The 15,504-nt window shown below is 61.6% G+C and carries 26 protein-coding genes, 1 tRNA gene and 1 pseudogene; 17 read left to right on the forward strand and 11 right to left on the reverse strand.

Translation table 11 applies throughout. The annotated features are described in order from the left end of the window. Both JQ587_RS27350 and JQ587_RS27355 read left to right on the forward strand, forming a co-directional pair. Window positions 1-254, forward strand: a 254-nt coding sequence (locus JQ587_RS27350) for a hypothetical protein (protein WP_212427375.1), incomplete at its 5' end; no start/stop codon positions are given. 391 nt (window positions 255-645) lie between these two features. Continuing rightward, window positions 646-918: a hypothetical protein gene (locus JQ587_RS27355; protein ID WP_212303762.1), complete on the forward strand. Its 273-nt coding sequence runs from the start codon at window positions 646-648 to the stop codon at window positions 916-918. Window positions 919-1,031: 113 nt separating this feature from the next. Here the strand turns inward: JQ587_RS27355 and JQ587_RS27360 are convergent, their stop codons facing one another. Further along, window positions 1,032-1,247 carry a hypothetical protein gene (locus tag JQ587_RS27360; protein WP_212427376.1) on the reverse strand — a complete coding sequence of 72 codons (216 nt, stop codon included), beginning with the start codon at window positions 1,245-1,247 and terminating at the stop codon, window positions 1,032-1,034. A 68-nt stretch (window positions 1,248-1,315) separates the two neighbouring features. On the opposite strand from JQ587_RS27360, the gene JQ587_RS27365 reads away from it, so the two are divergent. After that, on the forward strand, window positions 1,316-1,486 hold the full coding sequence (locus JQ587_RS27365) for a hypothetical protein (protein WP_212427377.1): 171 nt from the start codon (window positions 1,316-1,318) through the stop codon (window positions 1,484-1,486). Window positions 1,487-1,571: 85 nt separating this feature from the next. Here JQ587_RS27365 and JQ587_RS37220 read toward each other — a convergent pair. Next, window positions 1,572-1,676: pseudogene (locus tag JQ587_RS37220) on the reverse strand (PEPxxWA-CTERM sorting domain-containing protein); the annotation flags it as partial. Window positions 1,677-2,530: 854 nt separating this feature from the next. Next, complete coding sequence (locus JQ587_RS27375; protein WP_212303759.1) at window positions 2,531-2,728, reverse strand: hypothetical protein; 198 nt, start codon at window positions 2,726-2,728, stop codon at window positions 2,531-2,533. Between the two features lie 219 nt (window positions 2,729-2,947). Between JQ587_RS27375 and JQ587_RS27380 the strand changes: the two genes are divergently transcribed. After that, window positions 2,948-3,127 (forward strand): hypothetical protein, encoded by a 180-nt coding sequence (locus tag JQ587_RS27380; RefSeq protein WP_212303758.1) that lies wholly within the window; start codon window positions 2,948-2,950, stop codon window positions 3,125-3,127. A 22-nt stretch (window positions 3,128-3,149) separates the two neighbouring features. Here JQ587_RS27380 and JQ587_RS27385 read toward each other — a convergent pair whose 3' ends face one another. Then, window positions 3,150-3,569 carry a GFA family protein gene (locus JQ587_RS27385; RefSeq protein WP_212427379.1) on the reverse strand — a complete coding sequence of 140 codons (420 nt, stop codon included), beginning with the start codon at window positions 3,567-3,569 and terminating at the stop codon, window positions 3,150-3,152. Window positions 3,570-3,793: 224 nt separating this feature from the next. Between JQ587_RS27385 and JQ587_RS27390 the strand changes: the two genes are divergently transcribed. Beyond that, on the forward strand, window positions 3,794-4,081 hold the full coding sequence (locus JQ587_RS27390; RefSeq protein ID WP_212427380.1) for a hypothetical protein: 288 nt from the start codon (window positions 3,794-3,796) through the stop codon (window positions 4,079-4,081). Window positions 4,082-4,315: 234 nt separating this feature from the next. On the opposite strand, the gene JQ587_RS27395 is transcribed toward JQ587_RS27390, so the two are convergent. Beyond that, the gene (locus tag JQ587_RS27395; RefSeq protein WP_212303755.1) at window positions 4,316-4,543 is read right to left on the reverse strand and encodes a hypothetical protein; all 228 of its coding nucleotides are present in this window, start codon (window positions 4,541-4,543) and stop codon (window positions 4,316-4,318) included. Between the two features lie 217 nt (window positions 4,544-4,760). Here JQ587_RS27395 and JQ587_RS27400 point away from each other — a divergent pair, with 217 nt between their 5' ends. Both JQ587_RS27400 and JQ587_RS27405 read left to right on the forward strand, forming a co-directional pair. After that, the gene (locus JQ587_RS27400) at window positions 4,761-4,925 is read left to right on the forward strand and encodes a hypothetical protein (protein WP_212303754.1); all 165 of its coding nucleotides are present in this window, start codon (window positions 4,761-4,763) and stop codon (window positions 4,923-4,925) included. A 300-nt stretch (window positions 4,926-5,225) separates the two neighbouring features. Next, window positions 5,226-5,447: a hypothetical protein gene (locus tag JQ587_RS27405; protein WP_212303753.1), complete on the forward strand. Its 222-nt coding sequence runs from the start codon at window positions 5,226-5,228 to the stop codon at window positions 5,445-5,447. 41 nt (window positions 5,448-5,488) lie between these two features. On the opposite strand, the gene JQ587_RS27410 is transcribed toward JQ587_RS27405, so the two are convergent. Together JQ587_RS27410 and JQ587_RS27415 are read right to left on the reverse strand one after the other, a co-directional pair. Then, the gene (locus JQ587_RS27410) at window positions 5,489-5,791 is read right to left on the reverse strand and encodes a hypothetical protein (protein ID WP_212303752.1); all 303 of its coding nucleotides are present in this window, start codon (window positions 5,789-5,791) and stop codon (window positions 5,489-5,491) included. A gap of 163 nt (window positions 5,792-5,954) precedes the next feature. Beyond that, complete coding sequence (locus JQ587_RS27415) at window positions 5,955-7,502, reverse strand: carboxylesterase/lipase family protein (RefSeq protein WP_212427381.1); 1,548 nt, start codon at window positions 7,500-7,502, stop codon at window positions 5,955-5,957. Window positions 7,503-7,595: 93 nt separating this feature from the next. On the opposite strand from JQ587_RS27415, the gene JQ587_RS27420 reads away from it, so the two are divergent. The 5 genes from JQ587_RS27420 to JQ587_RS27440 all read left to right on the forward strand — a co-directional run bounded on the left by JQ587_RS27420 (window position 7,596) and on the right by JQ587_RS27440 (window position 10,706). Next, window positions 7,596-8,402 carry an AraC family transcriptional regulator gene (locus JQ587_RS27420; protein WP_212427382.1) on the forward strand — a complete coding sequence of 269 codons (807 nt, stop codon included), beginning with the start codon at window positions 7,596-7,598 and terminating at the stop codon, window positions 8,400-8,402. Between the two features lie 275 nt (window positions 8,403-8,677). Beyond that, on the forward strand, window positions 8,678-8,974 hold the full coding sequence (locus tag JQ587_RS27425) for an HU family DNA-binding protein (RefSeq protein ID WP_027542683.1): 297 nt from the start codon (window positions 8,678-8,680) through the stop codon (window positions 8,972-8,974). A gap of 488 nt (window positions 8,975-9,462) precedes the next feature. Continuing rightward, window positions 9,463-9,603 carry a hypothetical protein gene (locus JQ587_RS27430; RefSeq protein WP_212303749.1) on the forward strand — a complete coding sequence of 47 codons (141 nt, stop codon included), beginning with the start codon at window positions 9,463-9,465 and terminating at the stop codon, window positions 9,601-9,603. Window positions 9,604-9,947: 344 nt separating this feature from the next. Next, window positions 9,948-10,301 carry a GrlR family regulatory protein gene (locus JQ587_RS27435; RefSeq protein WP_212427383.1) on the forward strand — a complete coding sequence of 118 codons (354 nt, stop codon included), beginning with the start codon at window positions 9,948-9,950 and terminating at the stop codon, window positions 10,299-10,301. 207 nt (window positions 10,302-10,508) lie between these two features. Next, a complete protein-coding gene (locus JQ587_RS27440) occupies window positions 10,509-10,706 on the forward strand; it encodes a hypothetical protein (protein ID WP_212303747.1) in 198 nt (65 codons plus the stop codon). 1 nt (window position 10,707) lies between these two features. Here JQ587_RS27440 and JQ587_RS36960 read toward each other — a convergent pair whose 3' ends face one another. Then, entirely contained in the window at window positions 10,708-10,833 is a 126-nt protein-coding gene (locus tag JQ587_RS36960; RefSeq protein ID WP_283815695.1) for a hypothetical protein, read from the reverse strand. A 77-nt stretch (window positions 10,834-10,910) separates the two neighbouring features. After that, window positions 10,911-11,141: a hypothetical protein gene (locus JQ587_RS27445; RefSeq protein WP_212427384.1), complete on the reverse strand. Its 231-nt coding sequence runs from the start codon at window positions 11,139-11,141 to the stop codon at window positions 10,911-10,913. A 282-nt stretch (window positions 11,142-11,423) separates the two neighbouring features. Between JQ587_RS27445 and JQ587_RS27450 the strand changes: the two genes are divergently transcribed. Next, on the forward strand, window positions 11,424-11,708 hold the full coding sequence (locus JQ587_RS27450) for a hypothetical protein (protein WP_212303745.1): 285 nt from the start codon (window positions 11,424-11,426) through the stop codon (window positions 11,706-11,708). Window positions 11,709-11,780: 72 nt separating this feature from the next. Here JQ587_RS27450 and JQ587_RS27455 read toward each other — a convergent pair whose 3' ends face one another. After that, on the reverse strand, window positions 11,781-11,945 hold the full coding sequence (locus JQ587_RS27455; protein ID WP_200467923.1) for a hypothetical protein: 165 nt from the start codon (window positions 11,943-11,945) through the stop codon (window positions 11,781-11,783). A gap of 270 nt (window positions 11,946-12,215) precedes the next feature. Between JQ587_RS27455 and JQ587_RS27460 the strand changes: the two genes are divergently transcribed. The 4 genes from JQ587_RS27460 (at window position 12,216) to JQ587_RS27475 (ending at window position 14,648) form a co-directional block, all read left to right on the forward strand. Then, window positions 12,216-12,977, forward strand: coding sequence for an SIR2 family NAD-dependent protein deacylase (locus tag JQ587_RS27460; protein ID WP_212427385.1), 762 nt, complete (start codon window positions 12,216-12,218; stop codon window positions 12,975-12,977). Between the two features lie 199 nt (window positions 12,978-13,176). Then, window positions 13,177-13,809: a cold-shock protein gene (locus JQ587_RS27465; protein WP_212303766.1), complete on the forward strand. Its 633-nt coding sequence runs from the start codon at window positions 13,177-13,179 to the stop codon at window positions 13,807-13,809. Window positions 13,810-13,973: 164 nt separating this feature from the next. Next, entirely contained in the window at window positions 13,974-14,459 is a 486-nt protein-coding gene (locus JQ587_RS27470) for a DUF192 domain-containing protein (protein ID WP_212427386.1), read from the forward strand. A 112-nt stretch (window positions 14,460-14,571) separates the two neighbouring features. Then, window positions 14,572-14,648: transfer RNA gene (locus tag JQ587_RS27475), tRNA-Pro, on the forward strand. A 280-nt stretch (window positions 14,649-14,928) separates the two neighbouring features. Here the strand turns inward: JQ587_RS27475 and JQ587_RS27480 are convergent. Continuing rightward, complete coding sequence (locus tag JQ587_RS27480; protein WP_212427387.1) at window positions 14,929-15,318, reverse strand: hypothetical protein; 390 nt, start codon at window positions 15,316-15,318, stop codon at window positions 14,929-14,931. Window positions 15,319-15,504 lie beyond the last annotated feature (186 nt).

Raw genomic sequence — 15,504 nt, forward strand, 5'->3', positions numbered from 1 at the left:
TCCTTGTCCTGCCACAGGTCATCCTCGGAATGCCTGTCACTGAAATTATCGTGTCTCACTTCAGGGGTGCAGTCCAGTGCACTAAATTCCGACCGACCCGGCGGTTGGTGCGGTCGACGATGATGGTCGGCAACAATGATGATGGTCGGCAACAATTAAGTGAACCCGTCACCGTGATGGAAGGCGCTGCAACTCACTTGAGCGCAAGAGCCAACCCCGCAATAGGCGGGGCTTCGCAATCGGTATGTCCTTAGTCTATTTCCTCGCCGCCTTAGACATGCACGCAGTCAGGCCGGCCATCCGTTGATCTGGCGGCAGCGTTCCTCTGGCATTTCTTGCAAAAGATGCGTTGCAGCACTTCTTGCCTTGGGCGCCGGGGAAGGTGGCGTAGCACTCTGGTGTCCCTTGAGCGTTGACGAAGTTCAGGGAGAAGATGGTTTTGCTGAGGTCTGGTGTCCAGAGGCAGCGCGCCACGGTGACAGGGCACCCAATCATAGTGAACGACCACCGCACACCGAACCGAAGGATTATCAGGCGGATGATCGCGAACGCGCTTGGTGCATTGTCGCCGCAATTTCGCAAACAAATTGGAACAGAATTCTCCGAGCTGCCCTATCGGTACGAACAACCTCCGGGAGGTTCGAGATGCGCTGCTTCACACTTTGCTTGATTGGCCTTTTGGCAGGGGCTGCTCCTGCGCTGGCGCAAGTCGATACGCGTCAGCCGAACGGACCGGTCGACCTGCGTGTCGACGGGCGCCCCAACAAACGTGTCGGTTTGCCACCCAGCGCCGCAGACAGGGGCAATGGCACTCGCGAGAATCCGATCTACGAGAGCGATTGCGCGGAAGTGGAGCAACTGAATCCGAACGCGCGACAACGTTATCAGGCTCGCGTGCGCAGGGCCTGCGGCTATTAAAGGCGCAGGACGCGGAAGCCGCACGACTAACGAGGTGCTGATGATGAGCTTCACCCCAACTCGCATTGGCGGTGACAAGGCGGGGCGTTGCTTTCGGACAACGGTGATGCCGGTCACAGCACGGGCGCGCCGATATCGACACTCTCCGATGAACGGAGTTTGTCATGCGATATGTCGCAATCATCTTGCTTGTTCTCGCCGGCCTTCAGGCGGTGCGGGGCGGGTATCTCAGCGCCCCTCTCTTCGTCGTCATGGCGGCGGGCGGCGGGGTTGGCGCGATCCTGCTGAGGAAGTTGTGAAGGCACAATGTGAGGTTTGTCACGGTCCAACGCGCGGCTCTCTTGTACAGACACATCACGAAGCGATGATCCGTACAGAAAACAGCGGGAGAATTCAAATGACCCACACGATTCCGAATGACACGCGTGAGCTGAAGATTGGCGAGCTCGACCGCGTGAGCGGCGGCCTCAAGGGGGCGCTTGAGGGCGTGTGCCGCAGAGACGCACCGTCCGGTCAGAGCGACCCGGCCCAGATGTTTCAGCAGATTTTGCAGACATTGGTCCAATGAGGGCAGTAAGCGCACCGCGCGGGCCGACACGGAGGGGCGAAACCCGCGCGTCGGCGATGCGTACGCCCTTCCGGTGCTGTGAAGGCTAGCTCGTGCGGAGTGCCGCGTTCCGGCGATAGGCCGCAAAGCCGAGACTGAAAAAGCCAAGTATCATCATGGCCCAGGTCTGCGGCTCCGGCACCGCAGAGGCGGGCGTCGGAGCGTCGATGCTTTCGAACGTGAAGACTTCCGCGGACGAGTTCGTTCTGCTGAAACCGATATTGTCGAAGTTCGGATCAGCGGCCGTCACACATCCGGAGGCTAGCTTTTGGCAGATGGGATCATCACTGACCACGCGTGGCGCGCCCGGGGGATCCGACGTCAAACGAATGGCAGAGACCGACCTGTTGGTCCCAAAATCGACGGGATGGAGGAACAGCAATAAGTTCAAGAACTGCTGCAAGGACTCGGAGGGATCTCTCCGCGGCTCGCCAATGGCGTTCCATTGCAGGACGCTCGTCCACTGGCCATCCACGCGCAGATCCATCTCGAAGGAGGTGGTGCCGCTGGAGCAGCAGGGGTCAAAAGTGCCAGGTCCTGAAACCCCGACGAGCTTGCTGACCTGGATTGGACCGAGGAGGAATTCATATTCGGCGCTGTTGAAGTCGCTCGCGCCGAGCCAGGTCTCCGATATCGTGGCAGCGCCGGCGCTGGTGGCAGCAACGCAACCCAAGGCGATTGCCGCGACGGTACGAAAAGCTTTCATTCGAAATGTCATGATCAATGGACTTTGAAACTATGAAAAGATTCCTATTAACTATATTCCATAGGGGAGTCAACTTGAAATTGTTGCGACGACCTACGACGTCGCGCACGGATCGTCCTCGTGAAGCCGGAGTTTCCGGGGCGGCGCGGGTCGAGCCAAATTGCGGGGATTGCGAGATTGCAGTCACAGTCCGCTCAACCTGATGCTGCGGAGGACGAGTGGCAACAAGTGGGTGCACTGGACTGCAACAAGGTGATCGCGCTGGACCGCAATTCCGGGCCTGGACCAGTCCTGCTCAATCACCCCTGGCTCATATTGTGCGCGACCTCGCCAACGGCGCTGCCCACGATGACGGCGGTGACGATCGGCCAGGCGCTCGCTACGATGACGATGGCCCCCCAACGCATGTCCTGGCCGGGCCGCCGATAGCCATCGTTGATGCCACCTAAAACCAGCCAAATCAGGCAGCCAATTGCGTATCGTTTGAACCATTTCACGGCGAAATACCTTCCAGCTATGCCCTTTAGTGGCCGGGGCAGTCAGCTTGGTTCACCATCTCCCGATCTTGGCCCCCGACTGGCCGGGATGTCGCTTGATGTACTTCATGAAGGCGGGATCGAGCCGCCGCCCGCATGGGAGATCCCGAGATCATGAGGAAAGAAACCATAAACCGGTGAGCGATAGGGTCTTGAGACGCAACCGCGTGGAGAGATGGCATGGACCTCTTTCAGTCTGTTCTGGCCTTCGTGCTCCTGGTGATCTGGTACGCAGGAGCCGTCTTACTCAGCGTCATCGGCTTTATCCTGCAGAACTGGATTCTCTCGATCGTGGTTGCCGGGTTCATCGCCATCATCGTGATCATCAGAATGCGCGATGCCGGCGGTGAGCGCACTTAGCGTCGCCGAAAGCGATGTTTTCTCAGTCTGACTTGTCCGGATGGTAGTTTTCCCGGAAATGCTTCACGGCACCCTCGATTTTGACCCAGTCGTGTTTCGATTGCTCGAAAATCGATATGATCGGGGCAGGGTATTTGGGATTTGCCATCGCGCCGACTGCAACGCCGATCATCGCAGGCAGGCCAGTCACTCTCCAACAGACTGTCGATCCGCACTGCGGACAAAAATAGTTATGCATGTCCCCGCCGCTTGCGGCGGCATGCGTGAACTCCTTTGTAATTCCTGACACGGTGACGGCTTCTTCGGGGTAGTAGGCGCCGACACCGAACGGCGCGCCGGTTCGGCGCTGACAGTCGATGCAGTGACAAGCAACGACGATCCTGGACGGCTCGTCCGGAAGCGAGAGCGTGACTGCACCGCAGTTGCACCTTGCGTGGCCCATCGCGGGAGCTCCTCATCGTCGTCCGAGTCTCACCCCAAAGCACGAGACTAGCAGAGGTACAGGGAATTGCGGTGACCGTGATGCTCAATTGATGGGGAATGAAATCTGCTGCACTGGATGCACTCCCACCGTATTCGCAGCTTTGTTCTCGGTGTTCACACTGACCAGTCTTGTCGAACTTCATCAAAACGGTAGTGTATCCCATTGCAACCAGGGGGAGAGTTATGAAGTCCACGTTCTATGCTGTCATCGCCATTTGTGTTTTTGCATCTGAAGCCATGGCCGCAGGCTGTGGTGGCATGGTCTGCAACAACAATCCGACGTGCCAGAGCTTGCGCAATGCGGGCAATTGCGAAGCAGCCCGTGCGGCTGGCGGCATGAAGCCCAACGGCACCAGCGGCAAGACCGCAGGCGAGTGCCGGCAGCAAGTCGGGTTCACGCAGGCGCAGTGGGAAGCCGGACAAACCACCAAGGCTCAGCGCAGGGCTTGGGACAGGTGCATGGGGCGGTAAGGAAAGACCGGACGCGGGAAGGGCGTCGGCGAAAGCCGGGGCCTTTTCTTTTCACCATCGAGGAGAAGGTTGAGCGAACGAGCGTTCAAAGAAGTCTCTTTGGCAAAGGCACGGCCGAGGATGCGCGATCTCTGTGCGCGCGATCAGACGGAAACCACGATTGCGGATCAGACATCAAAGAGGCCGCCGGTGAGGCGGCCTCCAGGTTTCGCGGTGACGTCCGGACGGACGATATCAGAAGGGCGGCTGCCCCGGTCCCGAACCCGGACCGAACGGGCCGCGCAAATTGCCCGGCCCCTGCAGGCCGCCGGCGATGATGCCGCCGACCCATTCCACCGCATGCACGATGGCGCTGCCGATGGCGCGGAAGGCGTCGCCCAGCCAGTTGCCGCCGACGATCGAATCGAGCTCGGCATCGGTCAGCTCGATCATTCCAGAGGTCGCATGATCACTGTTCTGCATGGTCTGCTCCTGTTGAGATCGGGCGGCGGACCATTCCGCCGTCGACGGGGAGCGTGCTCCCCTTGCACCTGTGATCTCAGGAGTACCCCGCGCCATTTCTGGCCGCTGTGACGGTCGTCACAGATGGCCCGGCGGTGTGAACCGGCGCGGAATTCGCGGCGACGAATGCCTGGAAACGAGGGCGCTTCGCCCTGAATTGGTTGCAAGGCAGGATGCGATGCTTGACGCTTTGCTCGGCTTCATCTTCGACCTCGTCCTCAGCGCGGTCGGGACGGTGATCGTCAAAATGTTCGGCGTGGACAACGCCGCCGAGGTCGCGACGGCCATCATCGGTCTCGGCTTCATCGCCATCGGCCTCGCGGTCACGGTGTGGGGACATTGAGGCAGGACGATCGCGAGGGCGATCGATGGTCGCTGTTCGCCGTCCCTGCGGGATCAAGCGGCAGAACGGGCGGCGGGCGAGGGAGAGCTTCCGCCCCCTCTTAACCTTGATGAGTCAGGTTAATCCGAACCTCTGCTTGAGGCGGCCGGCCGTCTCGATCAGAGTTCCCCCGTCGGACAGGGCTGGTCTTCCATTTTCGCAAAAAGCCGAGACCACGATTTCAATTGTTCGGCACGGGCCGCCAGCGATATCCGCCAAAGTCTGGCGGCCCACTCCAACCCGAATGCGAGTGGTGCGCCGATGCCGTTTGATAATCTGTCAGATTACTTCGTCATGCGGATGTACGAGAGCCTCCGCGATGAAGTGCTGGCAGACGCAACCTCCGGCGTCCGCATCGTCGGTGAGCCGGCAAAGGCCCGCGCGGAAGAGCTTCAGCGCGAGATCGAACGCCGCGGCCTGTTCTGCACGCCCATCGCGTGGCCCGGCGAGGCGGCGTCCGCACAGCCGGGCACATCGTTCTGATCAGACGGGCTTTGCGAGGGCGGCAAGAACACTCTCGGCAGTTACGCCGCGATCCGTTGCTCGACGGGGGCCGTCAGATGCTTGAGCACTTCGGCATGCTCGAGGTCCGGAACCGCGATCGCCGTGTGGCTGTAGATCGCATGCGAGCGTGATTTTGCGATTCCATCCAAAATCTCTTTGCCCTTGATGACGTGAAGACCCATGCCGTCTCCGGACGGGAAGATCGCCAGCACCACGTCATAGGCGCCGATCACGGCCCTGAGCGCTTCGGCCTTGTCTTCGGCGACATCGACAAACACACGAACATCGGCTGCGAGTTCACGCAGCTCGTCAAAATCCAGCACTTTTTGGGTACTCCAACGCAACGAGACTGATTGGAGAGTGGCGGCGTTGGGTTACCAGAGTCTGAACAACGTCCATCAAGTTGCAAGTTTCACGATGAGGTGACGCATCATGTGGAAAACCCGTCGTGGGAACCACGCGGGGCGTGCTCTCGCGTTGCTGCCGCTACGTCGCCTCGCGCCCGCGTCTCGGAAGCACACCGTGCTCTCTGAAGCTGCCGAGGAAGCCGAAGCGATCGGCGTGCGGATTTGGGCGGGCTTGGATGGTGTTGCCGAGGATCTGCACGACGTCGCTCTCGTCATGGGATGGCCAGGGCGGCAGGCCGGGTCCGTTGGGATCGCCGCGCGTCGCAAAGTTCACCCAATAGGCCATCATGGTCCGGGACAAAGCGCGGTCTGCTTCCGCCGGCGGCGTTGCGCAGCCGACGATCCGCTGCGGCGTCAGCGTGCCGAAGACGAAGGGGATCTCGGTGACGTGCGAGGCGATCGGCGTGTAGGGCGAGGTGTAGTTGAAATGGTAGCCGTAGACGGGCGCGAGCGTGCTGCTGCGATGCAGCCGCAGCACCTGCCAGCATTGCTCGCCAACCACCATGTCGCCGGTCAGCGCAGCGGCGGACGCCCGGGCCTGTTCGTCGGTGTCGGCGGGATAGTTCTTCAGGAAATCCGCCAGCCGGTCCGTGCCGAACATCCGTTCGGCCGCAGCGCGGAACGCTTGCGCCGTGTGATGGGGAAGCGATTGCGACATGAAGGGGAATTGCTCCGCACTGTTCCAGCCGGCGAGGAGGGGGATGCGCATCTGCTCGCCGCGCAGGAAGCGGCGCGCGGGCACGTCAGGCACGACGTGGCGATCGATGCTCGGTGAGAACGCCTGGGTGACATGGTCGCGCTCGAAACGCCATGGCGCGGCGGCATTCAATTGCTCGGCCGGCATCGCGCGCAACGTTGCGATCGATGCGTCGCCTTGCCGGCGCGCGAAGGCGAGGCCGCGTGCGCGGGCTTCGTCATGACTTTGCAGCGGTCCGTGCCGGCCGTCCCAGAACGCGCCACTCTCGCAGATGGCCTTGTGGAATAGCCCGCGCGCGAGCGGCGAGGCCATGAGAATGCCGACGGCCATGGCGCCGGCGGATTCACCGAACAGGGTGACGTTGTCGGCGTCGCCGCCGAACGCGGTGATATTGGCCTGGACCCAGCGTAGCGCCGCGAGCTGATCCTGCAGGCCGTAATTGCCCGACGGCGCTTCCGCGTCGAGCTCGGGATGGGCGAGGAAGCCGAAGATGCCGAGGCGATAATTGAAGCTGACCACGACGACACCTTTCGCCGCGAGCAGGCGGCCGTCGGTGGCGGAATTGGCCGAGGAGCCGAACTGAAAGCCGCCGCCGTGAATCCACACCATCACGGGCCGCTTCTCGTCCGCATCGTTCGCCGCGGTCCACACATTGAGCGTGAGGCAATCCTCATCGCGCGGTCCCGGGCGCGGATCATCTGCGAGCGACGAGAGAGAGCCGGCGCCAAAGCCAAGCGCATCGCGCACGCCAATCCACGGCATCGGTGGCTGCGGTGCACGCCAGCGCAAGGGTCCGACCGGAGGTGCCGCGTAGGGGATGCCTTTAAATGCGAGTACACCGCTCGCATCGCGTGGCGCGCCGCGCACCTGGCCCGCTTGCGTGCGAATGGTTCGGCCTGGCGCTGCTTGAGGAATGATCGAGCCATGCATGGTCGCATCTCCTGAGTTGAGCGAGGCGAGATCTAGCGCCTTTCCCGGTGGATGAATTCATGCATAATTCCAATTGATCGCTAAAAACCGTCAATGACCTCGCAGAAACGCCGTTACCCCCTTCGTTATCCCTGGCTCGACCTGGACGTGGACGACCGTTCCGCGCCGGTCATTGCCGTGCGCGTCGATGCCGACGGGACCAAGGGTGAGGTGCCCAAGCACAGCCATCGCAAGGGCCAGCTCGTGGTGTCGCTCGGAGGCGGCGTCACCACCAGCGTTCCCAATGGTCTGTGGATGGTGCCGCCGCATTGTGCGGTCTGGATTCCCTCCGGCATGCCGCACAGCAATCGCGCGACCGCGAATGCGCGGCTGTTCTTCGTTTACATCGAGGCGGAGCTGGTCGACTTGCCGGATCGCTGCTGCACCATGTCGATCTCGCCATTGCTGCGCGAGTTGATCGTCGAGCTGTCCGACGGCGCCCAGCATGACGAGGCGAGGCGGGAGCGCCTGATCGGCGTGCTGCTCGGCGAGCTGCCGCGCATGCCGATGCAGCAATTGCATCTGCCGCTGTCGGGCGAGCCGCGGTTGAAGCGCATCGCGGCGGCGCTGGCGGACAATCCGGCGGACCGCCGCACGCTGGCGGAATGGGCGGCACACGTCGCGCTCAGCGAGAGCAGTCTTGCGCGTCTCGTGGCGAAACAGACGGGGCTGACCTTCGGACGCTGGCGCCAGCAACTGCATCTGATCGTCGCGATCCGCGAGCTCGCTGCGGGCGCGAGCGTGCAGCAGGTCTCCGCCGATCTCGGCTATGAATCGGTCACGGCCTTCATCACCATGTTCAAGAAGGCGCTGGGAAAGCCGCCGGCGAAATATCTGAGCAGTGTGGCTCAGGAGACGTAGTCGCATGCAAATGTGGATGAGTCCGCAAGTCGGCCGAACTCTCTAGGGACATTGTGGAATTCGATTTGTCGCCGCCGCAGACGACGTTATCCGGGCGGGTCACATGGCGGAACTTACGCCGAACTGCTGCTTGCGTTTTCAGCCTCAATGGGTTCTAAGCCCGGCTGCTTCGTGGCCGAAAGGCCTGAACAGACGCGGGCCCCGCGCAGTTTTACCGCTTCCCGGACAAAGCACCGTCGCGGCTCGCGCGCATCCAATTCAGAGGAAATCCAGACATGGCGAAGATGACCAAGACCCAATTGATCGATGCAATTGCGGAAGGCACGCAGCTTGCGAAGAACGACGTGAAGTCGGTCATCGAGTACATGGCGACGGTCGGTTACAAGGAGCTCAACGAGTCCGGTGAATTCGTTATTCCCGGTTTCGTGAAGATGTCGGTCGTCAACAAGCCGGCGACCGAGGCCCGCATGGGCGTCAATCCCTTCACCAAGGAGCCGATGCAGTTTGCCGCGAAGCCGGCGAGCAAGTCGGTCAAGGCCTCGCCGCTGAAGGTGGCCAAGGACGCCGTCTGATCCGGCCGTCGCGCGGTCCTGAGGCCGCGCAGGCCAGCGACACGGTCGGCAAAAAGGGGAAAACCCCGCCTGGGGGAAGCGGGGTTTTCTGATGGGGGTGAAGCCTGGGGGAAGCTTCATCTATTAAGACAAGCTAGCGCTGAAAAGGTTCACGCGCAGAGCGCAAATCATCGTCCGTTTCTCAAAAGAAAAACCCCGCGCTTGCGCACGGGGTTCTCTTGCTGGCGGCGATGGGATTTCAGCGCCTGGCCGCCAGCGGTGCGTCTAACTTAAGGTTGAAAATCCAAAAAAGCAACAGCGCCGCGGTGACGGAGTATGTTCGTCCATCGCGGCGCTGGCATATGACTGGGCGCTGAAATCCCCCAGCCTCCATAGGTCAGCGGCGCGCCGAAAAGGTTCAACGCGACATGAACAGGAAATCCGGTGCGTAGGGCTGGACTTTTTGTTCTCATTTTGTTCTAGTGAGTCATCCGCTTGGGAGGTGACTCATGACTGTCGAGAAACAGCGCGAAGTGATCAGGCTCTGGAACCAGCTCAGGAAGGTGGAGGGCCCGGCCGCAGAAGAACTCCGCATCCAGATCCTGGAATGCTTCTCGGAGAAGGGCAGCGCCAAACGTGCGGCGGCTTGAGCGTTCTCGGCGTGAGGCGGCGAACGCATGACGGCGCGCCGCGTCATCGATCGTTTGGAAACGCGTCGCGCTGATCGACCGCGCAAGGGCAAGATGTCTGTGCCGCAAGTGCCGCCGCGAGCGCGATCGACAGCCGCATGTGAGGGCACGTCCATGCGCGCACTGCAAACCAATTGTTAGGAGTTGCTCCGCGCCGATTTCGTCGATTCCGATTCGTTCCTTGAGAACGAAACGGCGGCGAAGCCTGAACAAATATGGTCGCGGAGCTGCGATAGGCCCGCGCGTCACCGGCTCGACGCTTCCAGCGCCGCGCGCTATCGTCGCGCGTGACGGCGGGCGCATCCATGAAGAACGGGCTCTACTCGATCCACATCCACATGCTCGACGGCGTGAAGGGCCGCGACAGCGGCGTGTTGATCCTGCGCGATGGCGTGCTGCTCGGCGGCGGACCATACTTCTGGTCACGCGGGTCCTACACGGTCGGCGATGGCACCTGGAAGGGCGAGCTTGCCACCAACCAGCATTCGCCGTTCGCCGATCCACTTGTGAGGCCGCTGTTCGCCGGCACCGAAGCGACCAGCGGCTTCTCCGGCACGTTCAGCGGGGAGGGGGCCGAGGTGTACGGCACCGTGCTGGTCGCGGGCCATCGCAGCCTCGGCTTTCGCGCTTCGTTGAAGTGGCTGGCTGCTGAAGCCTGAGGCAACCGGCGCAACTCTCGTTTGAGCATGATCGTTTCGGAAAGCCGCGGCCCGCTTTTTTCGGATCATGCTCCCTAACGAAAGCTTGCGGGGATCGCGATAACCCTATTCGGTTAGGTTAAAAGCCCAATCGCGTTGCGCTTGCGGCGCGTTGGGATAGGTGTCTGGCAACGACAACAAGAAAACCGTTTTTTGCCAAGCACCATTATGACCCCGTTTTTAGCACCGTCATTTTATCAGGGCGACCGCCAGACCTATCGCCGCGTCGCTCTCGTCGGGACGCTGTTCTGTCTCGCCTTCGTGGTGATCAGCTTTTCGCTGCGGCCGCAGCTCGAGGACACCCGCGTCGCGGTCAAGGCGGACCGGCTGGTCCGCACCGCAGGCCAGCCGCCGCACGCGAACTAGACTAGCGTTTGCCGCCATAGAGCTCGTCGTCGGTGGAATCCCGAGGGCATGCGACACCGCTTGTCGCAAGCGCCACGAAGCCGGCATAGCCGGACAAATTAAGCAAAACTTCGAGCCAGGCGGGCATGGCAGGCCTCCTCGTGCGGAAGACCACCTCAACGTGTGTGCGCAATCCTTGTTCCGCGCTCGCTGAAGAAACGCTGCTCAGAGCGGCGAGGTGGGATCGAGCCGCCGGCCCAGCGTTGCAACCGATTCCGACGAGGGCGAGTCCTTGAGGAACTCGGCTATGGCGCGGGCGAGCTCGCCATCACTCATCGGCGTTGACGGCGGGCGGAGCGCGCCGACGCCGAAATTGCGGACGATCTCGTCGAAATGCTGTGCATTGTTTTTGGGAACAAGCTTGCGGATGCGCGCCAGCAAAGCGGATATCGGCATCGTTCCTCCTCGACCTCCGCCCCCCGTTGGCAGCGATCCATGTGTGCTGCCATTTTTTGTCGTTGAAACTGAAAACCCCGCCAGCACCGCGGAGATGCTGACGGGGTCTTCGTGCTGTTGCCTCGACCCGGATGGCGGAGGCTCCCGCACTTGCAGGGCCAATCCCCCGGCCTGGATATTGTTCCCTTCGGCTCGATATTTTTTTGGCGCAGTTCGGTTCCACGAGGCGCGAACCATCACGTGCGGTCCGCGTTGTCTCCGCGAGATGCGAAGGAGGAGATCATGAGGAAGACACTCGCAGTTCTGGCCACCGTCGCCGCCGTCGGCGTGACCGCTGTTGCGGCGCCGGCACCTGCTCAGGCGCGAGGCATCGGTCCGGGTCTGGCATTCGGTCTCGCCGCCGGTGCAATCACCGCGGGCGCAGTCGCCGCATCCCATCCGTATGGCTACGGCTATTATGGTCCGGGCTACGGCTATTACGACGGCCCGGCCTATTATGGCCCTGGCCCGTATGCCTATTATGGTGGACCGTACTATCGGCACCACCGCTACTATCGTCACTGGTAGCAGCTGATGAATCGAAAAGCCCGGAGCAGTGCTCCGGGCTTTTTTCGTGCGCATAAACGCCTGCGCGATGTCTTACGGCCAGAGCGAGGGCCGCTCCGCCTTGCGCGCGTTCTCGAGCGTCGACACAAAATATTCCTCGCGCTCGCGCTTGAACTTTTCCTGGGTGGCACGGAAGGCGGCGACACGGGCGGCAATCTCTTCGCGTTCGCGAATCTTGCGTTGTTCGTCTTCGGTCATGTCAAAATCCCCACTACACCTGAGTATGTGTGCACTTGTGAACTCAAGCGCTGCCGCCGCAATCACGTTGAGTCGCGTCAACACATGCATTGGCGCTTCTGATTGGGGCGTCAATGGGGAAGAGGCATTGCAGGATTGTGATAAGCGATGATCGGAAAAAATTGCCGCCCCATGACAGCGCACGACTTGCGCAGCGGTGGATAAGAACGTCAACAATCTTGTCGCTTGCACATCTTGCAGCTAGCGCGGCAGCAAATCAGGAGGCGGCGAGTGATTGCATCGGACCTTCAGAGCGGTGTCGAACGGCTCGGCGATATGATCGCGCGCGCCAAGATCATCGTGCCGTTCACCGGCGCCGGCATCTCGACCGAGTGCGGCATCCCGGACTTCCGCTCGCCGGGTGGAATTTGGACTCGCAACCGTCCGATCCAGTTCGAGGAGTTCGTCGCAAGCCAGTCAGCGCGCGATGAATCCTGGCGACGGCGTTTTGCGATGGAAGAGGTCTTCGCCGCAGCGAAGCCCGGCCGCGGTCATCGCGCACTCGCCGCACTCCATCGCGCCGGCAAGATTCCCGCGGTCATCACCCAGAACATCGACAATCTGCACCAGGCCTCCGGCTTCGCCCCCGATCGCGTGATTGAACTTCACGGCAACACCACTTACGCGCGCTGCATCGGATGCGGGCAGGCTTACCCACTCGACTGGGTGAAGCGCCGGTTTGAGCAGGACGGCGCCGCGCCCGACTGCACCGCATGCGACGAGCCGGTAAAAACCGCAACGATCTCATTCGGTCAGGCGATGCCGGAGGATGAAATGCAACGGGCGACCGAGCTGTCGCAGGCCTGCGATCTCTTCATCGCGATCGGTTCCTCGCTCGTGGTGTGGCCGGCGGCAGGCTTTCCGATGATGGCGGAGAACGCCGGTGCACGTTTGGTGATCATCAATCGCGAGCCGACCGAGCAGGACGATATTGCTGATCTCGTCATCCGCCATGACATCGGCGAAACGCTCGGACCCTTTGTCGGCAATTAAGGCGTTAGTTTGATTCGCGGCTGTGCAAGCTGTTCATAGGTTCCGGCGAATCTCTTTTTTATCTATGCGTCGCAACCGGGAGTGTTATCTTTTGAGTCGAAAGATTCGCGTCGCGTCGAAGTGAGAAGATTCTCTTAAGACGCGTGATTCGAGCACCGCCAATGTGGCGGGTTGCATGAAAGTTGTGGGGTCCGGGGTTATGGGGTCGTCGGACGGATTTGAGTCCAAGAAGCTGGGAGTTCCCGCGTCGGGCGAGCACAGCGCCGGTCGCGACAATACGCTCAGTCCCTTCACCGGGTTAGGTGAGGGGAGTGCCAACCTCGTCGAGGTCCACGGCGTCATCAAATGGTTCGACGCTTCAAAGGGCTACGGCTTCATCGTACCTGACAATGGCTGGCCCGACGTGCTCCTGCACGTTACCGTGCTTAGGCGCGACGGCTTCCAGACCGCCTACGAGGGCGCCCGCATCGTCGTCGAGTGCATCCAGCGCGCCAAGGGATACCAAGCCTTCCGCGTGGTCTCGATGGACGAGTCGACCGCGATCCATCCCGCGCAGATGCTGCCGCCGCGCACCCACGTCACGGTGACGGCGACCAGCGGGCTCGAGCGGGCGCAGGTCAAATGGTTCAACCGGCTGCGCGGCTTCGGCTTCCTGACTTGCGGGGAAGGTACCCCCGACATCTTCGTGCACATGGAGACGCTGCGTCGCTTCGGCATGACCGAGCTGCGGCCAGGCCAATATGTGCTGGTCCGCTTCGGGCCGGGCTCCAAGGGCATGATGGCCGCCGAGATCCATCCGGAGACCGGTTCACCGGGCCTGCAGTCGCATTAGCGGCTTCAAATTTCCGTATTCCCGAGCAGAAGCGCGCGGCCAGGGTCGCGCGCTTCTGGCTTTTGCGATGGTGGCCGCGTAAGGATGGCGCGGTCCGCGGCCGTTGGCCCGGTCCCTGCCGTTCCGAGTTTTCCATTCCGCGAGTCCTGCCGAGTTTCCCGCCCATGAGCTTTGATCGAAAGGCCGCCTGGTCCCGTGCCCAGGGCTGGCTTGCCGCAATTCTCGTCGTTGTCGGCTTCGCCGTTGCCGGCGTGCCTGTTCATGCCGCCAGCTTCCAGCCGCTCGAGATCGTCACCAAGAACGGCGTGCAGGTGTTCTCGGTGGAGATGGCGACCACGGAGGAGGAGAAGCAGACCGGGCTGATGTACCGCAAGGAGTTGGCGGACGGCAAAGGCATGCTGTTCGACTTCAATCCCGAGCAGGAAGTGTCGATGTGGATGAAGAATACCTATGTCTCGCTCGACATGATCTTCATTCGTGCTGACGGCCGCATCCTGCGCATCGCCGAAAATACCGAGCCGCTCTCGACCAAGATTATCTCGTCCAAGGGGCCTGCCCGGGCCGTCCTGGAGGTGGTGGCGGGAACAGCGCAGAAATACGGCATCCGTCCCGGCGACCGCGTCGGTCACCCCCTGTTCGGCAGCAAGTAGGTCCTGACGGTGCGGCCAAGGCCGCCGTCGTTGGCCGCCGGGAGAGCTTGCTGGCCCTTACTAAGCTTGCTGGCGCTTGGGGAAGCGTGTATCGACGGGGCCGGTTGGATATCGGGGTATAGCGCAGCCTGGTAGCGCGGCAGTTTTGGGTACTGCAGGTCGTTGGTTCGAATCCAGCTGCCCCGACCAATATCTTCAAAGGCTTACAAGCCAGGCCTCAAAGTCGACTCTTCCCGGATTTTCGGATTGGGACGGTCAGGTGAGCGGGCGCCCCCTGTCCGGCCCCTTACGTATTGGGTGACGGTGACACGCCGCGGATGCCTGAGGGGTTTGTGTCGAAGCCGACAAGGACGGCTGGCGGTATTACGGGCCAAGAATTTCAACTGTTTGTGGCCTATGTTACAGACGGCGTCGCTGAAACCGCGCACTCTCCCAGGTGGAGGGCATGGGGATGCGGAAGTCAGTCGCGTTATCGCTCGGCGAGCAACGCCTTAAATCGATTGATCAGATCAAGCGACGCCTCGCGGCCATCGAGGACATGCAGCAACGACTTGCTGCTTATCTGCCGGTTCCGGAAAACAGCGTCCCGGCACCGCGCACGTTGCAACGGCCTCGCGATGGAAGCCGCCATGGCTTGAACGGTCGCTCGCCGGCTCCATAAAAGCTGTTGAGATTCTCGGCCGCCGCCGCCCGCCGATTCAACGCAATATGCCCGCGGGCGGGAGCGGCGCTGCGAAGCATCGATCTTCGGCTCACGTGCCTTGCCGGACAGGCTCTGCCGGGACTGGCGGCCGGGCCGTCGCGCATGCTTTTTTTTTGGAGCGGCTGCAATCGCCGCGACGAAGCCGCAGCGAAACAATCCACGACATCCGCCGGCGACATGCGCGCGTTAGTTTGACCCCTGTTTGGGGGCACTTTCGATGATCATACCTTTAGAACCGACCAACGGCATCACCACATCAACTCGCGTTTTCAGCCTTGCAATCGTGACGCTCTTCAACCCTACCGGCCTCGTGTTGCCCTCGGTACCGGCGCACCGTGGCCT

It is taken from the genome of Bradyrhizobium manausense, from assembly GCF_018130615.1.
GTDB classification, from domain to species: domain Bacteria; phylum Pseudomonadota; class Alphaproteobacteria; order Rhizobiales; family Xanthobacteraceae; genus Bradyrhizobium; species Bradyrhizobium manausense_A.

What these genes read in the sequence shown, in the direction of transcription:
- JQ587_RS27355 (WP_212303762.1), top strand. Translation starts at nt 646, where the DNA reads ATGCGCTGCTTCACACTTTGCTTGATTGGCCTTTTGGCAGGGGCTGCT.
- JQ587_RS27365 (WP_212427377.1), top strand. Translation starts at nt 1,316, where the DNA reads ATGACCCACACGATTCCGAATGACACGCGTGAGCTGAAGATTGGCGAG.
- JQ587_RS27380 (WP_212303758.1), top strand. Translation starts at nt 2,948, where the DNA reads ATGGACCTCTTTCAGTCTGTTCTGGCCTTCGTGCTCCTGGTGATCTGG.
- JQ587_RS27385 (WP_212427379.1), bottom strand. Translation starts at nt 3,569, where the DNA reads ATGGGCCACGCAAGGTGCAACTGCGGTGCAGTCACGCTCTCGCTTCCG.
- JQ587_RS27390 (WP_212427380.1), top strand. Translation starts at nt 3,794, where the DNA reads ATGAAGTCCACGTTCTATGCTGTCATCGCCATTTGTGTTTTTGCATCT.
- JQ587_RS27395 (WP_212303755.1), bottom strand. Translation starts at nt 4,543, where the DNA reads ATGCAGAACAGTGATCATGCGACCTCTGGAATGATCGAGCTGACCGAT.
- JQ587_RS27400 (WP_212303754.1), top strand. Translation starts at nt 4,761, where the DNA reads ATGCTTGACGCTTTGCTCGGCTTCATCTTCGACCTCGTCCTCAGCGCG.
- JQ587_RS27405 (WP_212303753.1), top strand. Translation starts at nt 5,226, where the DNA reads ATGCCGTTTGATAATCTGTCAGATTACTTCGTCATGCGGATGTACGAG.
- JQ587_RS27415 (WP_212427381.1), bottom strand. Translation starts at nt 7,502, where the DNA reads ATGCATGGCTCGATCATTCCTCAAGCAGCGCCAGGCCGAACCATTCGC.
- JQ587_RS27420 (WP_212427382.1), top strand. Translation starts at nt 7,596, where the DNA reads ATGACCTCGCAGAAACGCCGTTACCCCCTTCGTTATCCCTGGCTCGAC.
- JQ587_RS27425 (WP_027542683.1), top strand. Translation starts at nt 8,678, where the DNA reads ATGGCGAAGATGACCAAGACCCAATTGATCGATGCAATTGCGGAAGGC.
- JQ587_RS27430 (WP_212303749.1), top strand. Translation starts at nt 9,463, where the DNA reads ATGACTGTCGAGAAACAGCGCGAAGTGATCAGGCTCTGGAACCAGCTC.
- JQ587_RS27435 (WP_212427383.1), top strand. Translation starts at nt 9,948, where the DNA reads ATGAAGAACGGGCTCTACTCGATCCACATCCACATGCTCGACGGCGTG.
- JQ587_RS27440 (WP_212303747.1), top strand. Translation starts at nt 10,509, where the DNA reads ATGACCCCGTTTTTAGCACCGTCATTTTATCAGGGCGACCGCCAGACC.
- JQ587_RS36960 (WP_283815695.1), bottom strand. Translation starts at nt 10,833, where the DNA reads ATGCCCGCCTGGCTCGAAGTTTTGCTTAATTTGTCCGGCTATGCCGGC.
- JQ587_RS27445 (WP_212427384.1), bottom strand. Translation starts at nt 11,141, where the DNA reads ATGCCGATATCCGCTTTGCTGGCGCGCATCCGCAAGCTTGTTCCCAAA.
- JQ587_RS27450 (WP_212303745.1), top strand. Translation starts at nt 11,424, where the DNA reads ATGAGGAAGACACTCGCAGTTCTGGCCACCGTCGCCGCCGTCGGCGTG.
- JQ587_RS27455 (WP_200467923.1), bottom strand. Translation starts at nt 11,945, where the DNA reads ATGACCGAAGACGAACAACGCAAGATTCGCGAACGCGAAGAGATTGCC.
- JQ587_RS27465 (WP_212303766.1), top strand. Translation starts at nt 13,177, where the DNA reads ATGGGGTCGTCGGACGGATTTGAGTCCAAGAAGCTGGGAGTTCCCGCG.
- JQ587_RS27470 (WP_212427386.1), top strand. Translation starts at nt 13,974, where the DNA reads ATGAGCTTTGATCGAAAGGCCGCCTGGTCCCGTGCCCAGGGCTGGCTT.